Raw genomic sequence first — 24556 nt, 5'->3', positions numbered from 1 at the left:
GGTTATCCCAATCGAGTTGAACGGCTCCGACCGCCGATACGGATGCGTCACGGTAAGCCCCGCCAAGATTGGCGACACGGCATATTTCACCGAACTGAATGATGCAATTAAGAATGGCGGACTGGTTGCGATGATGGAAGAATTGGCTGCGTACTTGCCTGCCGAAAACGACATGCAAGCTGACTGGTCTGACGTGCGCGAAGCGCCTCTGACAACAGAGCGTCAACAGATGCGTATGCACTCGCTACGGCCTGCACAAAAGGTTCTGGTGGAGTTTGTGCATAGCGGTGAGCTTACTGCACCAGAGGCAAGCGGGCGGCTGGTACGGTATGAACTGTCAGAGACAGAAGAAACGCCAATCGAAAAAGCCACTCTGAAAGCGGCAGTCGAAAAGGTTTCAAATCTACATGACAACCGGGCGGACGTCGCGAACGTGCTGGAAGAACTGTTCGGTAATCTCGTGAATCACAAGGGCAAGAAGACTGTAAGGTTCCAGCGGTACGGTAATGACCGGGAACTGGAGGTGACTTCAAAAGGCGAGCCTGACTGGTCAAGCAAGGCAGGGAAGCACTGCTATATCTTCCCGGCGCGTCCCGTGTTGCTGGCACGGCTTGCCGAGGTGTTCGCGACGGAGGCCTTGGCGGCATAGTCGCCGGGGTTTTGACTTGATGGATATCGGGATGATAGGCGCGCGCGTTAGCGCGCCTTTTATCATTTGTGCGGCAAGGTTCAAAACTACGTTCCAACGTTCCAGTGTGATTCCAGTGCCGCTGGAACGTTTAACGCTTAGAACCTAAAGTGAAATATGGCACGATTCCAATACTCCAGTGTTTTCTGCACATTCGCATGCAGAAACGAGGGGATGGTGTCCGGGATGATGGTTTTTGCGCGCGGGTCCAGAAAAGTCCCTCTCTTTTATTATTTTTATCTAAAGTAAAAAAGAGTGGAATATTGGAATCCAGAGGTATTATTGTTTCTTTTCTGAGAGTTAGACGTTCCAAGGGCACTGGAATCGGACTGGAATATTGGAACGTTTGGCTCCCTTCGCGAATCCAAATCCCCACAAGCTGCAATTATGTATCCCGTCCAGTGAAAGCGTGCAATATTTCCACATGCACATTAATCGAGGAGGACCGCCCAATGAGTATGCCGACCGAGGGTTACAGTTCGGTAATTGTTGAAACCTACTCTGCCATCAAAGCTGGCAAAAAATCCCTGATCCATGCCCGCCCTATTGCTGGGCAAGGCTTGGACACCGAGATCGACGTAGAATGTGGGCATGCTATGCGTGCCAGCCGCCCCCCCGGTGCAAAATTTAAGATAAGGGCCAAGCTGATTGACCGAGAAGGCGGGAAGCCTTTCCTTTATAGCAACTACAAATGGCCCTATGAAGTAATCGAGTAACTCCAACATAGGAAGGCACGCTATGCCATCGCATTACATCGCTAAAGCACGGACGGTAAACCATCCCAGCGGTGAGAGAGCTGAGTGGTTTGAAATTTATGACATATTCGATACAGAAGGCATCAAATTGGAGCATGTGCTGTCAGACGGAAAAGCCTTCGGCACGCGGGAAGAGGCAGAAGCTTGGATAGCGGCAAACTCTACACCTGACTAAAACACACAATGCTTCCAATCCCCACCACCCTTAGGCTTCCCCGGCCCGCGCACCCCAAGCTTGCCGCAACCCCTATCCGTCCCGCTTCCCCACCAGCCAGCAATACCAAAGCACCAGCGGACTGATCAGCGGGAAATGCCAATACGCTATAAAGCTCTGGCCGTCCAGAACAGGCGGGGCAAACGTCACAACCACCATCTCAATCAGCCAAATAATCAGAAGCAAGAATAAGATTTTCCAGCATTTCCTCGCCCCACGCCTTATTCTGTCTGCGACGTCATTCAACATCGCGGCCGTTGTATGTTGATGCGAGCCGGGTGAAATCTGGCACGAGCCATGGAAACTTAACTTCAACTACCGGGATCAAATACTCTAGGGCGTCGGTGCGAGCGCCGTCTCCCAGCTTGGTGGAAATCGACAAGGCTCGCTCTATAGAATTGAGCCACTCCAGCTTTTCAGGTTCATCGTGGTTCAACGCCCGCGCCAGCTTGAGAGAAATTTTAACAGCGTTCTCCGCTTCCCTCCGCTCCGGATCGTTATGCGCGCGCGGATCAGGTTTCAATCCCAGCCGAGTAAGCAGCGAGTTGTTGAACCAATACCTTACGTTCCGCCACCCCACTTGCTGACTCCATATCCCGCAAATGCTATGAAAAAGCACAACTCTCGGTCGCAAATTTAGTTGCGACATCGATACAGAAATTTTATTGTGCGCTTGTTTTTATGGAGGCGCTGCCATGCCTACCTACGCAAAGATCGCCGCTGCCATGTTGTTGACCGTCTATGCAGTTGGCGCATACTGGCTATTTACGTATTACGATTGATCCAAAGGCGACTCCGGTGCGAATAAGGGTGGGTCATGTCTGAGGAAATTGATGCACCGTACACGAATAATAGCTGCACTTTTCGCGCTCTATGCAATCGGCGGAATCTGTTCTGTGATATACTTTGCTCATCGCACGGCGGTGTTTCCCAAGTATCAAGCGGCAATCGCAACGCCGCCTGCAACGAAGGCCGACCCGGCAAACAGTTCGCCCCAATTTCTAGGCCTCGAAAGGTAACATCTGGGTTAACGGTCAGAAACAGCCCTCCAGTGGCTACGCCGAGTGAGTTTTATAACTGGGTCACGTAATGTTACAGATTCTCTGTTTTCGTGATCACAATCCAGCGACTGGCTGCAATCCGTTGCTCCGACTCCCTCCACCAGCACTTTGCGCAATATCACCCTAAACGACCTATCATTGCGCACCCGATTTCCTGCCTACCGTCTCCAAATGTAAGGCATAGCGCTTGCGATCTGACCAAGCTTGCAGCCTAAGGTACGTTCAAAGACCGTGCTGACTTTAGTAAGGGCACCCTGCGGTGGCCTTCTATGATGTCTTGATTTTATATATTGGCAAGATTTAGCGACGCAGCAGATGCAAACACAGTTGGCGGGCAGTCCACCTGTCGCCGGTGGCAACTGATGCTTTAGCGTTTTTCCAGAGACCAGCGACTACATCTTAGACGCCAGAGTCCTAGTGGGTTGGCTGATCGTACTTATTGGAGCCTGACGGCTTCCCCTTAAGTTGATCAATCAGTGGCCTATAAGCAATCTGTCATCCAATGCCAGCGCGACAGCGCCTGCGTGCTGCCCTTTTTGAGTATACTCTGGCGCGACACCTGAAAACACGCATTTTGTGTCCTTTTTGACTTGCCGAATCATTTATCGGACAGGTATAAGTTATAGGACAGACAAATCGGACACTTGGAGGTTATTGTGGGAAAGTTAATTGGATATGCGCGTGTGTCGAGTCGGACGCAGTCGCTTGACGTTCAAATCGCAGCCCTTACGAGCGCAGGTGTTGAAGCCAAATACATATACCAAGAGAAGGTGACGGGCACGCGCACAGAGGGCCGTAATGAACTGGCAAGAATGCTGGACTTTGTTCGAGTAGGCGATGTGCTAGTGATTACAAAGCTTGATCGTCTCGCCCGTTCACTCACTGACTTACTCAAGATCACCGCCCAGCTCGCCGCCAAAGAAGTGCAGCTCCGGTGCTTGGATCAAAAGATTGATACCACGACGCCAGAAGGGCGCATGACTTACCAGATTCTCGGGGCAGTTGCGGAGTTCGAGACGGCAATTCGCAAGGCTCGTCAACGCGACGGAATCGACGCTGCCGTTGCCAAAGGCGATGCAAGCCCCTTCAAAGGCCGTCCCGCTTCGATAGACGCTGCCAAGGTGGCACGCATGAAGGAGGACGGCCAAACGCCAAGCGCTATCGCCAAAGCGCTCGGCATCGCCCGATCCTCCGTGTACCGGATGCTAGATCAAAGTGCGGGAGCATAAACCATGCTCATGAGCCTTTTCTCACTTGCACTAGCTCTAGTGGTGTTTGGACTTTTTAGCTACTTCTAGGCGGCACAGTCACACCCCTGACTTACCGTCGCTTATCCGACTGATACCCTTCACCCTCACCGAACGCCCGCGCTATGGACTGTCAGACCTATGTGCAGTGTATGCATCGCTGTGACAGTGTATGATGCTGACAGGGTATCAGCTTTGTATTGTGTTATCGACGCGCGTCGATGCCCGGAGGGTTGATACCGAATGAGATCGCAGGGAATCCTCCCACATATTCACACGTTGAGTCTGACAGAGACCAATGGATAGGGTGACGATCTTCTAAATTGATTGGCTGGAAGTAACTGCATTAGCTCATAACCCATTGATATTTAATATTAGTCTGGGACCCAGTAGCGGGGTAAGAAAGGCGTCCACAAATTGCCCCGCCACCTCCGGCCTCGAAAAATACAACCAAGACGGTTATAGGTCACCAAAAAATCCAGCGAATTCCACTCGGATTCACCGGTCTCGATACGCGGATCGGCACCAGAAAAATTTAAGTTATAGAACTTCGTAATTGCAGTCTTATTGTCTGAATATCCGCGAAGACGCTCGCGCGCCCAGTCACTTACCTAACATCAATCTGGCGATGGGCCATCGAAGTACGCAGCGCGCCCGCCACTTGAAATTTGCCGCAGACAAGCGCATATTTGGAACATACCATGAACGATGAGGGGATTGCATCGAGGTGGCAGCTATGGGAAGAATGACAATGGCTCTGACCAAAGGCGGTGTTTGCATGAGGCGTTTTCTGATTTCTGTGATCGCCTACGTTCTCGGTGGGGCTGGTGCCTACAGCCTGATACACGCAATGTCGGTTCTTAAGCCCTTTGCAGTTATGGGAAGTATTCCCGTCTCAAACTTAGCGGGAACAAGTCCTGTATCAAACGTACCGCATGGAATTGATCCAAGCCCAGTATTATCTATAAACTATGCCGATTTCGTTTCGATTATGCTCACAGGTGTTTCTTTAATTCTTGCCGCGCTAGGATTCGTGGTTGCGTTAATCGCAATCGCTGGCTGGAACTCTATTGGCGAGAGAGTTTCCAGCTTAGCTACAACATTCCTTAAGGATGCGATGAAAGAGGGCGGCGAGTTACATAAACTGGTGAAAGAGGAAGCCAAGGAGATAATGTATCGCGACATTGAACCTATTGATACGGAATTTACTGACGACGCTAAAGAAGAGGAAAAGAAGTGAGCCGGGAGTGGGACAGAATTTCAAAGGATGAAAGGGCGATTATTGCGCCTTACCTTGAGCATGTCCCTGTTAAAGTCGCCTCGATTGCTAGAGAATTGGGAATAGAGGTAAAGAGTGCTACCCTTCGGCCAAGAATTTCCGGCCAGATTCAACGTTCCGACTTAAGCCCCTCCGGATATCGCATTCGAGTGAATCGGCACGAAACCCCGTCCCGCCAGCGCTTCACTATTGCGCATGAAATTGCACACTACTTGCTTCATCGCGAGCAAATTGGCGATGGAATCGAGGACTCAATCCTTTACCGCTCCACCCTATCTGATACGCGGGAGGCAGAGGCAAATCGGCTTGGGGCACAACTTTTGATGCCTGAAGCCAGTGTTATTCGCACACTGCGCGAGTTGGGCGGGCGGCCTACAACTGAGATTGCGCGGATAATGGCGGAACGCTATGATGTATCGGAAAGTGCAATGAGTATTAGGTTGGGATTGAGCTAATTGGCAATAAGCATTCGGACGGCGTCATACGTTCCAACCATTTTTCTGCGCAATGCGGAACTTCAAGCTGTTTCCGAACTCCCCGATAGTACCAAAGATATTCTGACTCCGATCTTCTGCCTGAAACCTTGGGCTACCGCTAAGATGCTCCAGAATTCCATGACGAAAATAAAAGATGTGTTCGGGGAGAGGCAATATTTCTTAGACATTGATCCATTCTACTCTGTTGAAGACCCCACTCGCCCGGCGCAAGAAGAATTTATGGCGCTAGTTGATTCAAGTGATAACAATCAGACATGGATTGATTTTTTTAATCAACATCCGAATGCTTCTCCTTGTTTGCAGGTGAATCACAGCAACATGTTGGCTATTAGCAACCAAATTGAGCATTTTACGGCACGAGAAAAGACATTTCTTGTGCGTCTCGAACGAGAAAAGAATGCCAGCTTTAGCGAGATTATTACTGAAGTTTGCTCGACCGATCACGCCAACTACGGGTTTGTAATTGACGCTGGCTGGTCAAGAGATTTGCTTAGCCGCGCGGTCTGGGTTGACGGTATAGTAAAGCAAATTGTCAGCTTAAGAGGCGATAGTATTCCGATAGTGGTTACGGGAAGTAGTTTTCCAGACAGCTTCACAAAATTTTCTATGGGTCAGGCTGTTGAGGTTAAGGAACGATCACTCTTTGCTCGACTTCAAGGGGACAACAACCAAGCAAGATTAATCTACGGAGATTGGGCAAGCAGTCGCTCACCGTCAGAAGGTGGTGGAGGTGCTCCAATACCACCACGCATTGATTTGGCCACCAGCAAAACGTGGGAGATATTTCGCAGTCAGGAAGAGGAGAGCTTCCCTGACATCGCTCAGCTTGTACTACAAAGTCCCAACTACCCGTCAGGTCTTCACATTTGGGCCACATACATGATTGAAGCAACCGCCTTATCCGACCCTAATGGTATCCGTTCGTTGCAGAGGGCTGCGGCAGTCAGAATCAACATGCACCTGTACAGGCAGCTTAACTTCGCTAACTTCAACCCCGCACCGGACACTGATGACGACTACATTGAATAATTACGTTGCGTACAAGAAAACGCTTTGCGTTACGTCAACCGGATCAACAGGAAAAAAGTACGCTCCTGCGAGAAGAATTCGTGTGTCAACCTTTGTGTTAACGTGCGCGCCATGCCCACTTAACACAAGACCTGTAATGTCGTGTATTTTCAATATGATACGCGATCATTTCACTTGAAAGGGGCAAATTCAATCCTCTCTTGCAGCACCATTAATTTCACCTACCGTTTTGATTATACTGAGTAATCTTCGCAATGAGTTTTTCCGGTACCCAGACAGTCCCCCACGTGCAGTTTGTATTGCGTCATCGTTGTCTGCGTCGGGCAATCGCCTTTTGCGCTACTTCATCGTGTAGCTACTGGACGCCTTGCAGAGTCGATCACTGCAGTGCCAATCTTTCATCAAATACGCGAGCTCCGACCTTCAGGTTATGAGCCAAAATCCAAGCGATTCCAACGGCTTAATCATTTCGACAGCTTAGGCGACAAGCCTTTGATTTTGCGCATTTTCCATGCTTACGCTGGGCCATTTTGAGCGACGTTGGGCAGCAAACCTGCTACGAAACAGGCATGCGAGGGGTATGGAAATGTCCGAAATCGTGAATGAGTTGCTTCCCAACGTTACCCGACCCTTGCGTTTGTCAGCCTCAGCACGTGCGAAGGCGGCCAACATCGCCCCCGATGCGCTTCGATCCCGACCAGCAAATACATTGGGATCGCAGGTCAGGCGCAGGCAACGTTCGGAGGCGACAGGAAACACCGTCCGCAGGATGACATTCCACGCCGCACCGATACCAGCTGTTTGGTCGTAGCGGCTCGTCGACAGTTCGGGATGGCTGCAGGTGAATGAGCAGGTAAGATCGTAGGAGGCATTGACCGCGTCGCCTAACACTGGATTGAGCATAACCTTATCTGCCATCCCCGCCTTAGGATTTCCCATCAGATAGATGCCGAAAAGCAGCTTCTTCAGGTTGATGCAGTTGTAAGGCGGAGTGGTAAGGCTCGCACGGATATACCGGCTGCAGGAGCCCTTCGTGACCCGTTCGAACCGGACTATCTCGTCGTAAAGTGGCTCGTCAAGACCCCGTGACGGGGCCAGATGAGAATTGACCGGAGAATACTCGTCGCCCATTTCGAGGCGCGCGTGCAAGCGATGGATGGCAAGGCCATGATGGTCTGTATGAGCCGCCGCATCTGCGTGGACCACTACAACCAGATCGTAGCACTGTGCCCTGATTGGCATTCTGACGACGACGGTGCCGGGTTGGTGAAAATCGTTGACCGGCTCCGCCTCAGGCCCAGAGCCCTGCAGCCACATATCGGCGGCACCCGGCAGTCTGACCTGCGCCTGCGGCGGTTGCCTGCATTGTATCGGGGAAGACATGACGGAACGGCTAGACATCGTCCCCGCCCAGTTCCGCGTGATCGTCACCCGCCGCCCGAACTATGCATGTCGGTCCTGCACCGATGGTGTGGTTCAGGCTCCGGCTCCGGCACGACTGATCCCGGGTGGCATGCCGACAGAGGCGACTGTCGCGCATGTTCTGGTCAGCAAATATGCCGACCATCTGCCCCTGTATCGTCAAGCGCAGATTTATGACCGTTAGCGTGTCAATCTGGCAGATCAACCCTTGCGGACTGGTTGGCCGTGCCGCCTTTGAGTTGCGCCCCGTCTTCCACGCCCTGATGGCCGACCTGAAGCGATCCACAAAGCTCTTCATGCCCTCTCGGCCGATTGCTGCGCAATCGCCTAGCGGGTAACAGATGAGACCCGCGCACCGGTTCTCGATCCGGGGGCCAAGAAGACCAAAACTGGATACTTCTGGGCACTTGCACGCCATGAGCGACCGTGGGGCGGCAAAGCACCTCCTGCCGTGGCCTTCACCTATGCACCCGGTCGAGGCGGGCTGCATGCCGAACGGATATTGCAGGGCTTTGGTGGCATCCTGCAGGTGGACGGCTATGCCGGATATAACCGCCTGATCGCACCGGATAGGGTAGGCCCCGGCATTCAACTGGCCTATTGCTGGGCCCACGCCCGCCATAAACTGATCGAGATCACCCGAACCGGTCCTGCGCCAATTGCCGAACAAGGTGTAGCACTCATCCGCGATCTCTACGCCATCGAGGCTGACATACGTGGCAATGACCATGCTACCCGCTTGGCCGCGCGCGAAGAACGTTCCGTCCCGATCCTTGCACGCCTTGATGATTGGCTGCGCCATCACCGCGCCCACGCTTCCGCCAAATCGCCCCTCGGTGAGGCATTGGCCTATATCGCGAAATACCGCGATGGCTTGGGCTGTTTCTTGACAGATGGCCGCATCGAGCTCGACAGCAACACCGTCGAGCGCACGATCCGCCCCATCGCCCTCAACCGCAAGAACGCCCTCTTTGCCGGCCACGATGCAGGCGCAGAAACTCAGCAATCATCGCCTCGCTGATCGAGACCTGCAAGATGAACGCAATCGATCCACACGCATGGTTGACCAGCACGCTCACCTCCATCGTCGACGGCCACAAACAAAGCCAGATCAACGATCTGCTGCCGTGAAATTACGCCGCAAAGGTGTGATCACGACATTGCTTACCGATAAATTGCGGGGGCAGGATTTGAACATGCGGCCTTCAGGTTATGAGCCGCAGCCTTTGATTTTGAGTAATCGTTTCATTTCAGTGACTTATCGAGAAAGCCTTTGATATGGTGCTCTCTTTCGCCCGCACGCCAGTAATACTTAGCTCGGCAGGCCAGTAGGCACATCGACGCCCGGTTTCGGGGACGCCTCCTCGTTGCAAACACAAGCGTCGCACGGCAGGTATCGACCGTTTGCAGCCATCGACAACTAGTCTGCACCTCTCGACTCAGTTATTCCTGACCTGAGATCTCGCATCGGGAGGAACACCTGCTAAGAACTTTTGTTTTGCCCCTCCCCTCTGGCATGGTTCCTCCCCCGCCCTGTTTGAACGCGGAGGGCGCAGCGCGGCGGTTCGCTAGCGACTGCCTGCTTCAGCGAAGAATCCGCCCGGTATTACTTGCCGCGATCGTGGGCAAAGAGACCCTCATCACAGGCTACGCAAGCGCGATCGTGGCGTGCTGGATTTCTTTGCGGACTCCAAAGAATCTAAGTTTTTGTCAGCGACTCCGCGAGGTACAAGCCAGCTTAAGTCATCTGTTGAGAAACCTTTCAAACGCATCGTCTACAACAATATCCACTGAACTGGCCCGCCGAAACGACACTCTGATGCCGCAGGTATCTTTAGCTTGGTTAGTGCGCAGCCGATGGCGTGGCCTTCAGCGCATCGCCACTGCCTCGGCGCTTTCAGAAAGCAAATACCTTGCTTCGTACTGTCGCCGTCATTGGGCGATAGGGTGACGGAACCCTTTGTCAGCTAAACGCTCGCAGCCCTTGCCGCTCTCCGCGCCTCGAGTCAATGAAGACGATAATCCGACCCCAGACCGCGACATCGAATTGCCGGGACCGAGGACCTTATGCACGTCGGCGCAGCGCTAAGCGACCCAGTCCGGACCGATGCCTTCTACATGTGGGAGACGGACAAATTGCGGCGCGCTCTGGAACTTTCTTTGCAATACAGGGTTGTCGATCAAACATCATACAGGAGTACCAAATGCGTATTTTCGACATCATTACACAGATTCTGCTGATCGTGGGCGGTCTCAACTGGCTGCTCGTCGGCCTTTTCCAGTTTGATCTGGTCGCGGCGATCTTTGGTGGTCAAACAGCTTTGTTGTCGCGGGCGATCTACGTCATCGTGGGACTGTGTGCAATCTGGCAGCTTATTCGACTTCCGGCGATGATGGGCACGCCGGAAATTGCTGGCACGACCACTCGTCCTGTTGACCGGCGCTAAGATTACATCGGCAGGCGATGATGGGTTTTCGCGCGCTGGATCCAGTCCCCGAAAAAGGCATCATGGTCGGCGTTGATGGGCGCCAGTTCCATGTACTCCGTCGCGGGGAAGGCCGTCCGGTGGTGTTGTTACATGGCAACGGCGGGTTAGCTCAAGAAATTCTGGGTGCATTTCCTGAGACCCCGAGCATCTGCTGGATTGCACCTGATCGACCGGGGTACGGGTACAGCGACGCGCTCCCCGACGGTCAACAGGATCCGCAATCGCAGGCACAATGGCTTGATGCTTATCAGTCTTGATGATACGGGAAGCCGTCGTTGTTGCCCATTCCCTCGCGGCAGCGGTTGCAGTGTCTCTTGCTGCGTCTAACCCGTCCCGAGTCAGTCGCCTCGTTTTACTGGCTCCGTTTTGTCGCCCGACTCCCCAACGATTGATGCTTGGGCTGCGCCTTACGACGCTGCCTGTTATAGGCACTCTGGTGCGGACGATCATAGTGCCATTCTTGGCAAGACGGTTTCGGCGGCAACTTATCTTCTCAATAATGGGTCCGCAGATACCGCAGAGGGTGCAGAACTTCCCGGTCGAACATGCTGTGCAGCCCAAGGCTGTTAAAACCATCGCTGCGGAGTTAACGAGCTTCAACCATGCCATGGAAAGCCTTGCGCCATCCTTGAACGTACTCGTGCCGGTATCCATTCTGCACGGGTCGAAAGACACGACGGCAGTTTTTGACTGGCAAATTCCGTGGCTGCTTCGCCATCTTAATAATTGGGACTTCACATTGCTGAAGAACTATGGACATGCGGTTCATCATGAATCTCCACAGCTGGTGATCCAAACGGTACTTTGTCGACAAAAAAAGGCTTTTCGGCAGCTTAACGCGTAAATAGATGAGCACGGCCTTTTCTCCGGCAAAGCACCGCAATCAATGAGGAAAGAATACGGTGGCTTCCGTTCGATCCACCCGCACGGCAGGGAGTAAAGTTTCCAGTGCGCATCCCGGTTTGAAAATGTTGATCGCAATGATTGCCGAGGCCTAGCGCTCGAGGGTTCTCGTTGACAAAGCTCGCCCCCTTGAACATCGAAGAATTGGGCCCGGAGGCATCCCCAAGCATGAACCCGTCGCGTCGCGCTGGCGGTTCAAAAACGGCGGCGGAACGTCACTGCATGCAGACCAAGTATCCCTTTGTGGCTTGACCCACCGTATATCGGACGTGACAGTTTGCCGGACCGATGATGGCGACGCCAATGGCAAAGGATTCAAACTGTGATGACCGATCTTCAAGTGGTCCCTGCACGACGCGGTCGGGCAATCCGGGTTAGCAAGGGACAAGCCATACAAATCATCAATACCCATGGCCAGCAGGTTGTGGACACCTGGTGCTTCAATGCCGATGACCTGTCCGAGTTCATGTCGATGGAGCATTTGCATGGAACACTCGAGGGCATCTTTCCGGCCAAAGGCGATGCGCTGGTCACAAACCGACGGCGGCCGATCCTGATTTTGGAGGAGGATACCTCACCGGGACGTCATGACACGATTATCGCAGCCTGCGATGTGCACCGCTATGCCATGCTGGGCTGCCGGCAGTACCATGACAACTGTACTGACAATCTGCACGCAGTCCTGGCCCAACTGGGGCTGCGCGCGCCTGACTGCCCGGCTCCGCTGAACCTGTGGATGAACATCCCGGTCGGCTCCGATGGCAAGATCATCTGGGGCGAGCCACTCAGCAAACCGGGAGACTATGTGACGCTGCGGGCTGCAATCGACTGCGTGGTCGTCATGTCGACCTGCCCTCAGGACATGATCCCGATCAACGGCGCGGGCTGCACGCCGACAGAGATTCATTTCCGGTTGCTCGACTGAGGCACGGTAAATCATGCAGTCTGAGGAACAATCCGATAGACTTTCCCGCTGCCCTCGCGCTTCGTCGGGTCAGGTCAGCCCAAGTTTCATCCTCAAATCGCCCGATCGCGCGCCCGTACGGTAAGGGCCTACCCAAGTTGTCGCCGTGCTTATCGGCGCACCGTCGGCCGTTTGCAGCATCGCAATTTCCATCGCTCGCTTGGCGGTGCGGGGGGTAAGCAGTGTTGGCTCCGGCGCTTCCGACACATGTTTCCAATCGTTTCATTGTCTGGGCAACCATCTGCTCGATGCTGATAGTGAGAATGCCCCCGTCTGTGATCAGAATGTGGTGCCATCGACTTCGGCGGTTTCCCGCCTCGCTACGACGCTGGTGGGCCCTGCCGTGCTGCAATGGTGGCGTTTGGTTATCTTGCTAACGTAAAACCTGCCCAAGTATTTAGACCAAAGGTCATTTTTCCGTTCCGAAAAGTTTGGCGTGGTCGTAATTCCAGATGGCACGCTCTAATATTAGGCTTTTGAGCTGTAGTAGCAGGTAGGTGCGCAACCGCATCCGCTTCGGCTTTTGGGGAAAGGGCGCCACAATTCCGCCCCTATGCTGACCCAACCGTTTGCGCATCTTAATCGCTCGTTCGATGCGACGATCCTGCAGCGACATTGCTTCGACGGCATAGTGCGCATTGATGCATTTTCGGCATTCGCGAGGATAGAGGTTTGCGCATCGCCGTTTGCAAGACGGACATAAAAACCAGTTGCGAGTGCCGCCAAAGTGGCACGTCGTCGTAGTCGTATAGACCCATACGTCCGAGATAAGTACTCGGGCTGGTGCAACCTTTCCGAGCAGGCGAATATGAACTTGGCTGACTTCTTCACAAATCATTTGGCTTAACTTCACGTTTTCCAGCGGAGCGGCGCGGAATGCTCACAACGGGTGTCCGGAGGGACTGATGAGTTACGTTAGCCGGGCGCCTACTTTGAATTGCTACATGCCGCCGCAATCTCTTGTTCTGACAGCAAAATCAACCCTGGAATTCGACGCAGTTCAATCTCTGTCGCCACCCTCAAAGGTGACCAAGTGAAGTTTTTTGACAGGGCAAAGGAATCGACGAATATTTCGAATGATCGCGCAAGACCAAGAAAAGCGCGCAGATTACCTTCGTGGCCTTCCAGAGCTACGAGCATTGATGGTTCCAAAACGGCAGATGCTTGGAGATGAGCCGTGTGGCGAAATATCGAAAACGCCTGTTCATTTTCTCGCTTGAGGTTTCCAGTTTCGGCCGTTCGAAATTGCTGGAAATTGGTTTAAGGCAACCAGACGGCGGGTAGAGTTAAGTGTTGCGGGGCGGCCTGCGACAACCAATCGCTTCAACTTAAGTACAACTTGGCCAGCAAACACCCGTTTTTGAACATGTCCTTCAATCACAGTCCGTTTCAGTCGAGCGGCAGCGGCTGACATTGGCGATCCATCAAAAAGCGGCATTTATCTTGTCTTCAAAAATCCTTTTAGTCCGACCCGCCATGCCACCACCATAGTGTCCACTATCGGTGGGACACTATCCCGCTCACCCACCCATGAGGCAGTGCGGTCAGGCCGGACGCCAACATGGCAAACAAGGTGATAGCTCAAAATCTCGGCATTTCAGAGCCGACGGAAAAAGTTCATGTTAGGCAATCTTACGTAAAACAGCATCGCGAAACCAAACGGATGCCGCACTTTTCGTGCATGGCATACGGATCAAATAACGTCCGGAAGAGTTGGCAGGTAATAGGTTTGCTTTAACTCCCGAGACTGGCTGTGGACATAGCCAAACATCAAAAAGATTAGATCGCGGATGAAGCTTATACATCGACCGATACGCGTTCTTCGTCCTTAGCCTTAGACGTTAGCGCTTTCTTCGCAGGTAGCGTCATCCGACAAACAAGACCCTGCGGATCATAAACCAGCTCGGCTTTGCCTCCGATATTTGACGACAGAATTTGCTCGATTACACTTGATCCAAAACCCCGTTTCTGGGGAATCGCGACGGTCGGCCCACCACGTTCTTGCCACGTTATCAATAGATTTTCCCCCGCAGGCGACGGCACAATTTGCCATTCCATCGAAATTGTTCCCGTCTCGTTGCTCAAGGCCCCGTATTTTACCGCGTTTGTGCAAAGTTCGTGAACAGCCATACTGAAAGGCAAAACGACGTCGCTCTGTAAAGATAGGTTTGGCCCGGAAAGGCTAACGCGGTGCGACGACGGGTGAACGAATGGTGTAATTGCCCCCTTTGCCAGATCCTCCAGCGCGGCGCTTTGCCAGTTTTCTCGCCTTAGCATCGAATTGGCCTCTCCAATCGCCTGCAGACGGCCGGAGAACACACGCATTTCAGGCTCACCTTCCGTCCGCGAGAAAGTTCTGCGTGCGATTGCTTGAATCATAGCCAACAAATTTTTGCCGCGATGATCCATTTCAGCCAAAAGCACTTGCCGCTGGCTCTCGGCCTGCTGCCGGGCCTTACGCGCAGTAAGCAATTCTTCGATGAAGGCGTCGAATGCCTGACCTGCGCTGCCCAGTTCGCCGTCGTTTGCGTTCATGCCCGTTCGTGCATCAGTTTCACCGGCGCGCCACGCTTGGATCGTATCGACAAGCCTTTGACCGGCTGCGTTATAAATACCTTGCTTGTGTAGGTGGCGAGCAAGAGGGCCGCAAAAATGCCCGCCAGACCGATGGCCACTCCTCGCGTGAAGATCGCCTTGGTGGAGGCAAAGGCCGCGTCGGTTGCAAATCCAGCGCTAACATATAAGCCTTGGGCGCGATTGGAAATCGGGATGTACCCGACGACACGTGGCGTTCCATCTTGGCTTGTCAGTTGGAGCGTTCCCGGCTTTGGCATCGACAGCAGATAACGAAACGCTTCGGGAATAACTGTGCCTACAAATCGCTCCGGCTCTGGTACTCGCGCCAGAATGGTGCCGTTTCGGTCCGCAATCGTCAGCGAACTGCCCACAACATATGTTCGTTCCTGCAATCGGGCTTCTAGCCACTCCAAATCGATATACGCCACAGCAACGCCTAGCGGCGCGCCCTCTGTCCCGCCGATCTGCAGCGCTATCGGCAAAAGTTTCTTTCCGCTCGTGCGCCCAATGGTAAAGGTGCCAACGACGCGATGCTGGGTAGCGAGCGCTTCAACAAAATAATCGCGGTCACCCAGATAAGGCGGCGGTCGCGCGTCTATCGGACCACACCGAAAGTATCCGTTGGGGTTGATCACTGCAATGGCTGAGAGTGACGGGACTGCGTTGGCCATGTCATCTACAAGGCTAGAGCAAATCTCAAGATCCCCTCGCCTGACAATCGGCGTAACGGAGAGAGCACGCAGGACGTTCTCTGCACCAGAGACAACACGCTCCATCTCAAGTGCTGCCTGTTCGGAAGTGCGGGAAGCCTGCAGGTGAACCGACTTATCGTTTTCTTTCTGCGACACCAAGATACTGGAGCAAAGTATTCCGACTGCCGGGAGAAGGGCGACTGCTGTCACGAGGAGCAAACGTTGTGAGAGAGTTAGTGGCTTCATCGGGGCCTCCGAGACCAATGGCCCGAAAATGCCAGATCGCAAACAAAAATCAACCGTGTCTAGTTTACGGCATCCTTAATCGCTTTTATCCCGACGTCTTCCGCAACAATGCAGGCCTCCGTTGCGCGTCATAGCACGACGTTCCAGGCGTCCCCCAATGACGACGAAACAAGACGATACACGATGGAACAGGACGCGACATGGAGTGCTCGAAGCAGCTCAGAAAAATGACGTTTAGCGTCGCATCGGAACACAATGGTGTTCGCTGCGCGGGCTCTCTTGCAGCACCATATTTCCTTGTTTCAGATCCATAAAATACACGATATCAAGGGGTTATGTTGATTTAGCTTCATGCGGAAGCTGCCCCAATACATGAGATGCTGTCACTGCCTCGGACGACTTCTGCTGCGTCAAAGACGCAAGGCAGATTATCAGCCCAGTCGCCACTCCTACTCCGAAACGCCATGCAAATCGCGACCGTGATCGGCTGCGCAATGTTTGTGGTTGCCCAGTACCTGAACCACACGGCAGTCGGCAACGGTGCCGCCAGCGCAGTGATCGACCATGCGCTCCAGTTCTGCTTCCAACGCTTTCAGGCGCGCAATGCGGCCTTGGACGGCGTGCAGTTGCGCACGCGCGATAGCGTCAACTTCGGCGCAGGATTGATCTGGACGGTCGGTTAGACCAAGCAGGTCGCGGATCGCCTCCAGTGTAAAGCCGAGTTCTCGCGCGTGGCGGATAAAGGCCAGACGGTCTTGGGCGGTCCGCGCATAAAGCCTTTGGTTGCCAGCCGAACGCTCGGCACCGGGCAACAGGCCGATTTGTTCATAGTAGCGGATCGTGGTGACCTTGACCCCGGCTGCATCGCTTAATTTTCCGATGGTCAGCATGTAAAACCTCTTGAACCTCTAGTTGCTAGAGACATTAGGTATCTGATTCGATGGAATACAAGGCCGCGTCAGTGGCGAAAGGTATGGGCATGTCTGATAAAGCTATTGGCGAACGGCAGGACTGGACGGTGACCGGGATGGACTGCGCGGCCTGTGCCAGCAAAATCACCTCGGCGCTTCAGCGGCTGCCGGGTGTCGCCGATGTGCAGGTCGGCGTGATGTCTGAACGCCTGAGCCTGCAGTTGGCAGCGGGGGCAACTCGGCGCGAAGATATTGAGGCAACGGTGAAAAAGTTGGGCTACGGTATCGCGGCGAAGGGGGCCGCTGGCACCAAACGCAAGTTTGTCCTGCCAACTGCACCCGCAGTTGAGGACCATAGCGGGCATGACCACCACGGGGCTCGGCACGGTTGCCATGATCAGGGCGGCACGTCGGCCGCTGATCCACATACCGCATCCGCCAAAGTTGCGGAACATGACCAGCACGCAGGGCATGGCGCTCCGGGCCACAGCCATGCCAGCAGCCTCGAAGATCTTGATAAGCATTGGTATCAGACCGCCAAGGGCAAATTGGTGATCGGCACCGGGCTGCTTCTTGCGGCAGCGACGCTGGCCAAGGCGTTTGCACCCGAGCAGGTGACGATCTGGGCATTTGTGGCGGCCTGCCTGATCGGCGTTGCCCCGGTGGCTCGGCGGGCATTTGCGGCGTTGCGGGCGGGTATTCCGTTCACCATAGAAGGCTTGATGACGATTGCCGCCGTGGGTGCGCTGTTCATTGGTGCTGCAGAGGAGGCGGCCTTGGTTGTCTTTCTGTTCGCGGTGGGCGAGGTGCTGGAGGGTGTGGCAGCCGACCGCGCGCGCGCCTCAATCCGCGCCTTGGCAAGTCTGGTGCCGAAGACGGCGCTTTTGGAGGTGAACGGTGCGACTCAGCAGGTGGACGCCGCCGCGCTCGAAATAGGGCAAGTCGTGCTGGTGCGTCCCGGCGACCGCATTCCTGCCGATGGCGTGATTGCAGAAGGCTCGTCTGGCATTGACGAAAGCCCGGTGACGGGCGAGTCGATGCCCAAGACCAAAGGGCCGGGCGAGACGGTGTTTGCCGGTTCGATCAACGCTGAAGCTGCGCTGCGGATAACGGTGACGAAGTCGGCCGCAGACAACACGATTTCTCGCATCATCGCGCTTGTCGAAGAAGCTGAAAGTGCCCGAGCCCCTACCGAGCGTTTTATTGATCGGTTCAGCCGCTATTACATGCCTGCGATCACCGGCCTCGGACTTTTGGTGGCACTGTTACCGCCACTGCTGTTCGGCCAGGCGTGGGACACATGGATCTATCGCGGGTTGGCGCTGCTGCTGATCGGTTGCCCCTGCGCGCTGGTGATATCGGTGCCCGCCTCTATCGCCTCGGCGCTATCGACCGGAGCCAAGCGTGGTATGTTGATGAAGGGTGGTTCGGTGATTGAGGCCGTTGCCGGCGTGACGCAGGTCGCGTTTGACAAGACCGGGACGCTGACGGCGGGGCGGCCATTGGTGACGGATTTGGTGGTGCTGAACGGCACGGAGGCTGATCTACTGGCGGTTGCTGCGGGCGTTGAGACCGGGTCGAGTCATCCGCTGGCAGAGGCCATTCTGCGCCGTGCGAAACAGGCGGGCGTTGCGGTGCTGCCACCCACAGGTGCGAAAGCCCTGATCGGCAAAGGTGCTGAGGCGGTGGTTGACGGACAGCTCGCTTGGGTTGCCTCGCCAACCTTCGCCCGTGACAGCGGCGCGCTGGACGACATTGGTCTGCGCCGCGCCAGCGAGATGGAAAGCGAGGGCAAGACCGTTGTTGTGGTGTTCCGCGACCATCAAGCGCTCGGCCTGATTGCGATGCGCGATGAGCCGCGCAGCGATGCCATTGAGGCCGTCGCTCAGTTGAAAATGATCGGCGTAAGTTCGGTAATGCTGACCGGCGACAACGCCCGGACAGGCGCTGCGATTGCCGGGGTGTTGGGGATGCAACACCGCGCAGAGTTGATGCCCGATGACAAGGTGACGGCGATCAAGCAAATGGCGGCGCATGGCGGCGTTATCATGGTTGGCGACGGTATCAACGATGCGCCCGCTTTGGCGGCGGCTTCGGTTGGCGTGGCGATGGGCTCAGGCACCGATGTGGCGCTGGAAACCGCGTCCGCCGCGCTGTTGCGCAACCGCGTTACCGATGTGGCCGCGATGATCCGGCTCGCGCGGGCGACGATGGCGAATATCCGGCAGAACGTCACCATCGCGCTGGGTTTGAAGGTGGTGTTTTTGGTGACAACCATCTTTGGCCTGACCGGCCTTTGGATTGCCATCATGGCAGACACCGGAGCCACGGTGCTGGTCACGTTGAACGCGCTTCGGATGCTGCGGTTTGACCCAGAGCGGAGCAAGTAAGTCGGGCGCATCCACGCAGCTAAGCGGGAATTTTCCACAGCCTGCGCGCATTGCCGTGCAGGACCGCATCCCGCTCATCTGCTGAAAGCTCTGACAGCAGCGCGTGACTGGTTGCCACCCATTCCGCGAGGTTGGATTGCAAGGTGCAGACCGGGCTGTCCGACCCCCAAACGATCCGATCTGCGCTGAACTGCTGCAATATATGAGCGATCCATGGCCGCAGCGTCTCCAAACTCCATTGCCCGCCAGTGTAAGCGGTAACGCCCGACAGCTTGATGTTAAGGTTTGGCCTGCGCGCCAATTCGGTAATCTCAGCTGCCCATGCGTCGAACGCCCCGCCGGCAATATCTGGCACGCCGCAATGGTCCAGCACGAAAACCGCGTCAGGGCAGGCGTCAACCAAGGCGCGCGCCAAGGGCAGTTGCCGCGCCAGCATCACGATGTCAAACGGCAGGCCAGCCGCCCCTAACAGCGCAATATTCTGCCGGAAAAGTGTTGTCTGTGAAACGTCATCCGACACCACATGCAGCACCCGGCGCACGCCTTTCACCACCCGGCGATCCACCCGTTCCAGCCATGCCGCGAACCCCGCAGCCTCGGGTCGCGCCGCACTGATTGCGCCTCGGATCAAACTACCCTGCCGCTGCATCAACTCGGCGACGAAGGCCGTCTCAGCCTGCATATCGGCCTCGGCCACATCGACCTCCATATGCAGCACATCGGTGATGCCAATGCGGCGGGCGGTGGCCTCGTAATCCTCGTAGCTCCAGTCGCGGTTCAGCGCGGGCGTGTCCTTCAGCCACGGATAAGACAGCCGCTGGCGATCCACCAGATGCAGATGAGTGTCGAAAATCATCGGCGTGCCCTCCTTGGCGCCAAATGTCCGGCAGTGCCGGATTTCGCCTCAGTCATACTTGACTCGCAGCCGCATGTCACGTTTAACTATAAAAAGATGTTCTGGATATGAAATCTGTCGGCGTTAAGATCACCGCCGTCGAGCATCAAACAACGGGAGGAGACGACATGAAGGGACGCGTTGCCAGCTCTGTGCTGGCGCTTTGCGCAGGCTTGGGATTTGCCACGGCAGCATTTGCTGATGGCGAATTTGCCGGCGTGACCATTGAGGCCAAACTCATCGGTGGCCAACAATATGAAGCACTTTACGGTCGTATCGCTGACTGGGAGAAAGCGACGGGCGGTAAGGTCAGCATCATCAGCCAGAAGAACCACTTCGAGCTGGATAAAGAATACAAAGCCGACATTGCGGCAGGCACGACAAGCTGGTGTGTGGGTTCCAACCACTCATCCTTCGCGCCGCAATACCCTGACTTGTTCACTGATTTGACGCCGCTTATCCCAGCGGAGTCGCTCGCGGGCTTCGTGCCTGCCAATATCGCGGCAGCCACGATCAACGGTAAGCTGACCATGCTGCCGCGCGCGCAGTTTGACGTGTCTGCCCTGTATTATCAGAAGTCGCTCTACACCGACAAAGCCAAGGCCGAAGCCTTCAAGGCGAAGTTTGGCTATGATTTGGCCGTGCCAGAAACCTGGGACCAGTTCCGCGATCAGGCTGAATTCTTCGCAGCGCCGCCAAACTTCTACGGCACGCAATACGCGGGCAAGGATGAGGCGATCAACGGCCGCTTCTATGAACTCGTCGTCGCCAATGGCGGCAAGATGTTCAACGATGACTTCACCCCGGCGTTCAATTCACCCGCGGGTAAAGAGTCGCTGCAATGGTTCGTTGACCTTTATAAAGCGGGCGCAGTTCCTCCGGGCACCACCAACTACCTGTGGGATGACCTTGGCAACGGCTTTGCCTCTGGCACCATCGCGCTGAACTTGGATTGGCCGGGATGGTCAGCATTCTTCAACGATCCGGCAGCCTCGAAAGTCGCAGGAAACGTCGGCGTCGCCCCTGCCCCCAAAGGCTCGGCTGGTGTGCGCACCGGTTGGTCCGGCTTCCACGGTTTCTCTGTCACCGAAGCATGCGCCACCAAAGAAGCTGCGGCCTCGCTGGTTGATTTCCTGACCAACGAAGACAGCCAAAAGCTGGAATCTGCTGCTGGCCCACTGCCATCACGCACGGCTGTGTGGGAATATGTGCTCGATCAAGCCAAGAGCGATCCTTACAAAGCCGAAGTTTTGACCGCTTTCCAAGAAACCGCGAAAACTGCTTTCCCGGTGCCGCCAACGCCTTATTGGATCGAATCCGGCAACCTGATTTTCCCAGAACTGCAAGCCGCAATCCTTGGCGACAAGACCGTGGATCAAGCGTTGCAGGATGCTTCTGATGCGGTTGACGGCTTGATGAAAGAAAACGGCGTCTACTGATCGCCGCTAAAACCAATCAAAATCGGGGGCGGCCCTTTGCGGTCGCCCCTATTTCCCTGAAGCCTTCCGCTTCAATCCATGCGGCTTCAGCCCGGAGTTTCGATGACCAGTGCCAAACTTCCCCCGTGGCTGGTGCTTTTGCTGCCCGCCTTCATCATCATTCTGGCGGTGGTGGCGATCCCGCTGGTGTTTTCGCTGTATTCCAGCTTCACGCCCTATCATTTGACCCGGCCCGATACGCTGTGGAAATGGATCGGCGGTTTCAACTATATCAAAGCCGCGACGGATGCGAATTTCTGGAAAGCCTTTGGCCGCACGGTTTTGCTGCTGACCATCGCGCTGAACACCGAGATGTTGCTGGGCCTTGGCCTTGCGCTGATGGTGTCGAAGGTAACACGCGGCCAGCGGGCTTTGCGCACCGCAATGATGTTTCCGATGATGTTCTCGCCCATTCTGGTCGGCTTCCAATTCAAGTTTATCTTCAACGATAACGTCGGCTTGGTGAACAACGCCCTGCAATCCTTGGGGCTGACCGACATAGCGATCCCGTGGCTGGTCGATGGCAACCTCGCGATGTTCGCCATCATCTTTGCCGAGGTTTGGACCTCTACTTCCGTCTTCGCCATCCTGATCCTCGCGGGTCTGTTCGCGATCCCGCAAGACCCTCTAGAGGCGGCAAAGGTCGATGGCTGCACGCCCTTTCAATCGTTTCGCTATGTCACCCTGCCGTTCCTGATGCCGTTCATCTACATCGCGATGGCAATCCGCTCGCTGGATGTGGCCCGCGCCTATGACATCGTGCAGGTGATGACCAACGGCGGCCCAGCGCGGCGGACAGAACTGCTTTGGACGCTGATCGGACGCACCGGCTACGTCGATGCCCGCATGGGGTATGCCAATGCGATGGGGTATATCTCGATCCTGATGTCGATTGCGTTCACCGTCTATTTCTTCCTGAAACTGCAATCCTCCCGGCGCGAGCTGGGAATGGGGGACTAAGCCATGGCAACCGCCTCCCAACACCGCATTAAAAAGCGCGCCCTGAAAACCGCGCATTTCGTAGGGCTTTTCTTGGCCATGTCGCTGATCTGCGTCCCCGGTCTGTGGGTGGTGCTGAACAGCTTCCGCCCCACCATTGAGATCATGGCAAAACCACCCGTTTGGATACCGGAGTCGCTCAGCTTCGACCATTACCGCGCCATGTTCGGCGGGGCTGGGACGGGTGGCGTGCCGGTGCTGACCTATTTCCGCAACTCGCTGATCATCTCAATCACCTCAACCGTGATCGCGTTGTTGGTCGGCATGGCGGGCGGCTATGCTTTTGCGCGCTACCGCTTCAAGGGCAAGGGCGTGATGTTCGTAGCCCTGATGGCCAGCCGTGCAGTGCCCGGCGTAGCACTATCCCTGCCGCTGTTCATCATCTTCGGTCGCACCGGCATCATCGACACCCATTTCGGCCTGATCCTTGTCTATGTCGCGATGAACGTGCCGTTTACCATCTGGCTGATCGACGGCTTTTTCCGGCAGGTTCCCAAAGAACTCGCCGAAGCCGCCGAGATCGACGGCTGCACCCGCTGGCAAGCGTTCTGGAAGGTCGAATTTCCAGTCGCACGCTCCGGCATCGCATCAGCAGGCATCTTCGCCTTCCTGACCTCGTGGAACGAATACGCACTGGCAAGCCAGCTCACCCGTTCGACCAATTCGAAAACCATGCCGGTGGGTCTGCTCGATTTCACCTCGCAATTCACCCTTAATTGGGGGGGCATGTGCGCGCTGGCGGTCTTGATGATTATTCCGGCGCTGGTGCTGACCTTCCTCGTGCAGAAACACCTTATCGCCGGGCTGACCTTCGGCGGCGTGAAAGGCTAAATCATGGCTCAAGTGCAACTGAAAAACGTCGTCAAGAAATACGGCGCATTGGGGGTGGTCCACGCGATCAACCTCGACATCGCCGAGGGCGAGTTCGTCGTGCTGGTCGGCCCCTCAGGCTGCGGCAAATCCACCACCCTGCGCATGGTCGCGGGGCTGGAGGATATCACCGATGGCGAGATTCTGATCGGTGGCCGCGTCGTCAACGACCTGCCCCCGCGTGAGCGTAATCTGGCGATGGTGTTCCAGAACTACGCGCTTTACCCCCATATGACAGTGCGCGAGAACCTTGGTTTCTCGTTGAAAATCGCCAAGAAATCGCAAGCCGAGATCACCAAAGCCGTCGATGAAGCTGCCGCCATCCTGTCGCTTACCCCGCTGCTCGACCGCAAACCCGGCGCCCTCTCCGGTGGTCAGCGTCAGCGCGTCGCCATGGGCCGCGCCATCGTGCGCCACCCCGAGGTGTTCCTATTCGACGAGCCGCTGTCGAACCTTGACGCCAAACTGCGCACCCAAATGCGGGTCGAGATCAAGAAGCTGCACCAGCGCGTCGGCTCAACCGTGATCTATGTCACCCACGATCAGATTGAGGCTATGACCCTTGCCGACCGCATCGTCATCATGCGCGACGGCCATATCATCCAAGTCGGCACGCCGCTCGAGGTGTTCGAAAACCCGGTCAACACCTTTGTCGCCACCTTTATAGGCTCTCCACCGATGAACCTGCTGGATGGCACCGTGAAGGCAGGCCAAGTCGTGCTGACCGATGGCAGCACAATCCCGCTGCCCCCCGGTCTGCCGGTCGTCGATGGCCGCCGCGTGCAATTCGGCATCCGCGCCGACAATATCATGCCCGAAGGCCACGCCATGCCGCCCACCGCGCATATGGCTTTTGTCGATATGCCGGTGACGCTGACCGAGCCTCTGGGCACCGAAACCCTGCTTTACGCCACGCTTGCAGGCACCGAAGTGCAGGCCAAAATGCTCAA

At 55.5% G+C, this 24556-nt stretch carries 24 protein-coding genes and 1 pseudogene; 17 read left to right on the top strand and 8 right to left on the bottom strand.

Annotated elements, in window-relative coordinates; all coding sequences use genetic code 11:
* From JWS10_RS11575 to JWS10_RS11565, 3 genes are all read left to right on the top strand, one after another.
* Positions 1-649, top strand: a 649-nt coding sequence (locus tag JWS10_RS11575) for a hypothetical protein (protein ID WP_299507529.1), incomplete at its 5' end; no start/stop codon positions are given.
* Between the two features lie 491 nt (positions 650-1140).
* Positions 1141-1404, top strand: coding sequence for a hypothetical protein (locus tag JWS10_RS11570; protein ID WP_299507526.1), 264 nt, complete (start codon positions 1141-1143; stop codon positions 1402-1404).
* Positions 1405-1426: 22 nt separating this feature from the next.
* Positions 1427-1618 carry a hypothetical protein gene (locus tag JWS10_RS11565; RefSeq protein ID WP_299507524.1) on the top strand — a complete coding sequence of 64 codons (192 nt, stop codon included), beginning with the start codon at positions 1427-1429 and terminating at the stop codon, positions 1616-1618.
* Between the two features lie 72 nt (positions 1619-1690).
* Here the strand turns inward: JWS10_RS11565 and JWS10_RS11560 are convergent, their stop codons facing one another.
* Positions 1691-1843 (bottom strand): hypothetical protein, encoded by a 153-nt coding sequence (locus JWS10_RS11560; RefSeq protein WP_299507521.1) that lies wholly within the window; start codon positions 1841-1843, stop codon positions 1691-1693.
* A gap of 52 nt (positions 1844-1895) precedes the next feature.
* Positions 1896-2180 (bottom strand): hypothetical protein, encoded by a 285-nt coding sequence (locus JWS10_RS11555; RefSeq protein WP_299507518.1) that lies wholly within the window; start codon positions 2178-2180, stop codon positions 1896-1898.
* 1194 nt (positions 2181-3374) lie between these two features.
* Here JWS10_RS11555 and JWS10_RS11550 point away from each other — a divergent pair.
* The 4 genes from JWS10_RS11550 (at position 3375) to JWS10_RS11535 (ending at position 6770) form a co-directional block, all read left to right on the top strand.
* Positions 3375-3947, top strand: coding sequence for a recombinase family protein (locus JWS10_RS11550; RefSeq protein WP_299507515.1), 573 nt, complete (start codon positions 3375-3377; stop codon positions 3945-3947).
* Between the two features lie 769 nt (positions 3948-4716).
* Positions 4717-5205: a hypothetical protein gene (locus JWS10_RS11545; protein WP_299507512.1), complete on the top strand. Its 489-nt coding sequence runs from the start codon at positions 4717-4719 to the stop codon at positions 5203-5205.
* Complete coding sequence (locus JWS10_RS11540; RefSeq protein ID WP_299507509.1) at positions 5202-5699, top strand: ImmA/IrrE family metallo-endopeptidase; 498 nt, start codon at positions 5202-5204, stop codon at positions 5697-5699. Before JWS10_RS11545 ends, JWS10_RS11540 begins: the two co-directional genes overlap by 4 nt.
* Positions 5700-6770, top strand: coding sequence for a hypothetical protein (locus tag JWS10_RS11535; protein ID WP_299507506.1), 1071 nt, complete (start codon positions 5700-5702; stop codon positions 6768-6770).
* Positions 6771-7247: 477 nt separating this feature from the next.
* Here the strand turns inward: JWS10_RS11535 and JWS10_RS11530 are convergent, their stop codons facing one another.
* On the bottom strand, positions 7248-8087 hold the full coding sequence (locus JWS10_RS11530) for a hypothetical protein (protein ID WP_299507503.1): 840 nt from the start codon (positions 8085-8087) through the stop codon (positions 7248-7250).
* Between the two features lie 16 nt (positions 8088-8103).
* Between JWS10_RS11530 and JWS10_RS11525 the strand changes: the two are divergent.
* The 5 genes and pseudogenes from JWS10_RS11525 to JWS10_RS11505 all read left to right on the top strand — a co-directional run.
* Positions 8104-9323, top strand: a pseudogene (locus JWS10_RS11525) (IS66 family transposase); the annotation flags it as partial.
* A gap of 1073 nt (positions 9324-10396) precedes the next feature.
* A complete protein-coding gene (locus JWS10_RS11520; protein WP_299507500.1) occupies positions 10397-10639 on the top strand; it encodes a DUF378 domain-containing protein in 243 nt (80 codons plus the stop codon).
* Positions 10640-10659: 20 nt separating this feature from the next.
* On the top strand, positions 10660-10938 hold the full coding sequence (locus tag JWS10_RS11515) for a hypothetical protein (RefSeq protein ID WP_299507497.1): 279 nt from the start codon (positions 10660-10662) through the stop codon (positions 10936-10938).
* Entirely contained in the window at positions 10938-11525 is a 588-nt protein-coding gene (locus JWS10_RS11510) for an alpha/beta hydrolase (RefSeq protein WP_299507494.1), read from the top strand. Before JWS10_RS11515 ends, JWS10_RS11510 begins: the two co-directional genes overlap by 1 nt.
* 384 nt (positions 11526-11909) lie before the next feature.
* Positions 11910-12509 carry an urea carboxylase-associated family protein gene (locus JWS10_RS11505; RefSeq protein WP_366943535.1) on the top strand — a complete coding sequence of 200 codons (600 nt, stop codon included), beginning with the start codon at positions 11910-11912 and terminating at the stop codon, positions 12507-12509.
* 966 nt (positions 12510-13475) lie between these two features.
* Here the strand turns inward: JWS10_RS11505 and JWS10_RS11500 are convergent.
* The 4 genes from JWS10_RS11500 to JWS10_RS11485 all read right to left on the bottom strand — a co-directional run bounded on the left by JWS10_RS11500 (position 13476) and on the right by JWS10_RS11485 (position 16953).
* Positions 13476-13688: a hypothetical protein gene (locus JWS10_RS11500; RefSeq protein WP_299507489.1), complete on the bottom strand. Its 213-nt coding sequence runs from the start codon at positions 13686-13688 to the stop codon at positions 13476-13478.
* Positions 13689-14345: 657 nt separating this feature from the next.
* Positions 14346-15083: a sensor histidine kinase gene (locus JWS10_RS11495; protein WP_299507486.1), complete on the bottom strand. Its 738-nt coding sequence runs from the start codon at positions 15081-15083 to the stop codon at positions 14346-14348.
* Positions 15080-16063 (bottom strand): cache domain-containing protein, encoded by a 984-nt coding sequence (locus JWS10_RS11490; protein ID WP_299507483.1) that lies wholly within the window; start codon positions 16061-16063, stop codon positions 15080-15082. Before JWS10_RS11490 ends, JWS10_RS11495 begins: the two co-directional genes overlap by 4 nt.
* Before the next feature lie 449 nt (positions 16064-16512).
* Entirely contained in the window at positions 16513-16953 is a 441-nt protein-coding gene (locus JWS10_RS11485; protein ID WP_299476395.1) for a helix-turn-helix domain-containing protein, read from the bottom strand.
* 89 nt (positions 16954-17042) lie between these two features.
* Between JWS10_RS11485 and JWS10_RS11480 the strand changes: the two genes are divergently transcribed.
* On the top strand, positions 17043-19364 hold the full coding sequence (locus JWS10_RS11480) for a heavy metal translocating P-type ATPase (RefSeq protein ID WP_299507480.1): 2322 nt from the start codon (positions 17043-17045) through the stop codon (positions 19362-19364).
* A 19-nt stretch (positions 19365-19383) separates the two neighbouring features.
* Here the strand turns inward: JWS10_RS11480 and JWS10_RS11475 are convergent, their stop codons facing one another.
* Positions 19384-20220, bottom strand: a complete 837-nt coding sequence (locus tag JWS10_RS11475) for an amidohydrolase (RefSeq protein ID WP_299507477.1) — start codon at positions 20218-20220, stop codon at positions 19384-19386.
* A gap of 167 nt (positions 20221-20387) precedes the next feature.
* Here JWS10_RS11475 and JWS10_RS11470 point away from each other — a divergent pair, with 167 nt between their 5' ends.
* From JWS10_RS11470 to ugpC, 4 genes are all read left to right on the top strand, one after another.
* Positions 20388-21698 (top strand): sugar ABC transporter substrate-binding protein, encoded by a 1311-nt coding sequence (locus tag JWS10_RS11470; RefSeq protein WP_299507474.1) that lies wholly within the window; start codon positions 20388-20390, stop codon positions 21696-21698.
* A gap of 102 nt (positions 21699-21800) precedes the next feature.
* Positions 21801-22697 (top strand): carbohydrate ABC transporter permease, encoded by an 897-nt coding sequence (locus JWS10_RS11465; protein ID WP_299476384.1) that lies wholly within the window; start codon positions 21801-21803, stop codon positions 22695-22697.
* A gap of 3 nt (positions 22698-22700) precedes the next feature.
* Complete coding sequence (locus tag JWS10_RS11460) at positions 22701-23567, top strand: carbohydrate ABC transporter permease (RefSeq protein ID WP_299507471.1); 867 nt, start codon at positions 22701-22703, stop codon at positions 23565-23567.
* A 3-nt stretch (positions 23568-23570) separates the two neighbouring features.
* Positions 23571-24556 (top strand): sn-glycerol-3-phosphate ABC transporter ATP-binding protein UgpC (gene ugpC / locus JWS10_RS11455; RefSeq protein WP_299507468.1); only part of this gene is annotated, 986 nt, incomplete at its 3' end.

The organism is Cypionkella sp. (assembly GCF_028290025.1).
Classification (GTDB): Bacteria; Pseudomonadota; Alphaproteobacteria; order Rhodobacterales; family Rhodobacteraceae; genus Cypionkella.
The sequence above is the reverse complement of the archived record's forward strand: the minus strand, read 5'-3'. Positions and strand labels throughout refer to the sequence as shown.

Coding starts and splice junctions, on each gene's coding strand:
- JWS10_RS11565 (WP_299507524.1), top strand. CDS start 1,427: ATGCCATCGCATTACATCGCTAAAGCACGGACGGTAAACCATCCCAGC.
- JWS10_RS11465 (WP_299476384.1), top strand. CDS start 21,801: ATGACCAGTGCCAAACTTCCCCCGTGGCTGGTGCTTTTGCTGCCCGCC.
- JWS10_RS11510 (WP_299507494.1), top strand. CDS start 10,938: ATGATACGGGAAGCCGTCGTTGTTGCCCATTCCCTCGCGGCAGCGGTT.
- JWS10_RS11500 (WP_299507489.1), bottom strand. CDS start 13,688: ATGCTCGTAGCTCTGGAAGGCCACGAAGGTAATCTGCGCGCTTTTCTT.
- JWS10_RS11545 (WP_299507512.1), top strand. CDS start 4,717: ATGGCTCTGACCAAAGGCGGTGTTTGCATGAGGCGTTTTCTGATTTCT.
- JWS10_RS11530 (WP_299507503.1), bottom strand. CDS start 8,087: ATGTGGCTGCAGGGCTCTGGGCCTGAGGCGGAGCCGGTCAACGATTTT.
- JWS10_RS11485 (WP_299476395.1), bottom strand. CDS start 16,953: ATGCTGACCATCGGAAAATTAAGCGATGCAGCCGGGGTCAAGGTCACC.
- JWS10_RS11475 (WP_299507477.1), bottom strand. CDS start 20,220: ATGATTTTCGACACTCATCTGCATCTGGTGGATCGCCAGCGGCTGTCT.
- JWS10_RS11515 (WP_299507497.1), top strand. CDS start 10,660: ATGGGTTTTCGCGCGCTGGATCCAGTCCCCGAAAAAGGCATCATGGTC.
- JWS10_RS11570 (WP_299507526.1), top strand. CDS start 1,141: ATGAGTATGCCGACCGAGGGTTACAGTTCGGTAATTGTTGAAACCTAC.
- JWS10_RS11520 (WP_299507500.1), top strand. CDS start 10,397: ATGCGTATTTTCGACATCATTACACAGATTCTGCTGATCGTGGGCGGT.
- JWS10_RS11490 (WP_299507483.1), bottom strand. CDS start 16,063: ATGAAGCCACTAACTCTCTCACAACGTTTGCTCCTCGTGACAGCAGTC.
- JWS10_RS11480 (WP_299507480.1), top strand. CDS start 17,043: ATGTCTGATAAAGCTATTGGCGAACGGCAGGACTGGACGGTGACCGGG.
- JWS10_RS11470 (WP_299507474.1), top strand. CDS start 20,388: ATGAAGGGACGCGTTGCCAGCTCTGTGCTGGCGCTTTGCGCAGGCTTG.
- JWS10_RS11495 (WP_299507486.1), bottom strand. CDS start 15,083: ATGAACGCAAACGACGGCGAACTGGGCAGCGCAGGTCAGGCATTCGAC.
- JWS10_RS11460 (WP_299507471.1), top strand. CDS start 22,701: ATGGCAACCGCCTCCCAACACCGCATTAAAAAGCGCGCCCTGAAAACC.
- JWS10_RS11505 (WP_366943535.1), top strand. CDS start 11,910: ATGACCGATCTTCAAGTGGTCCCTGCACGACGCGGTCGGGCAATCCGG.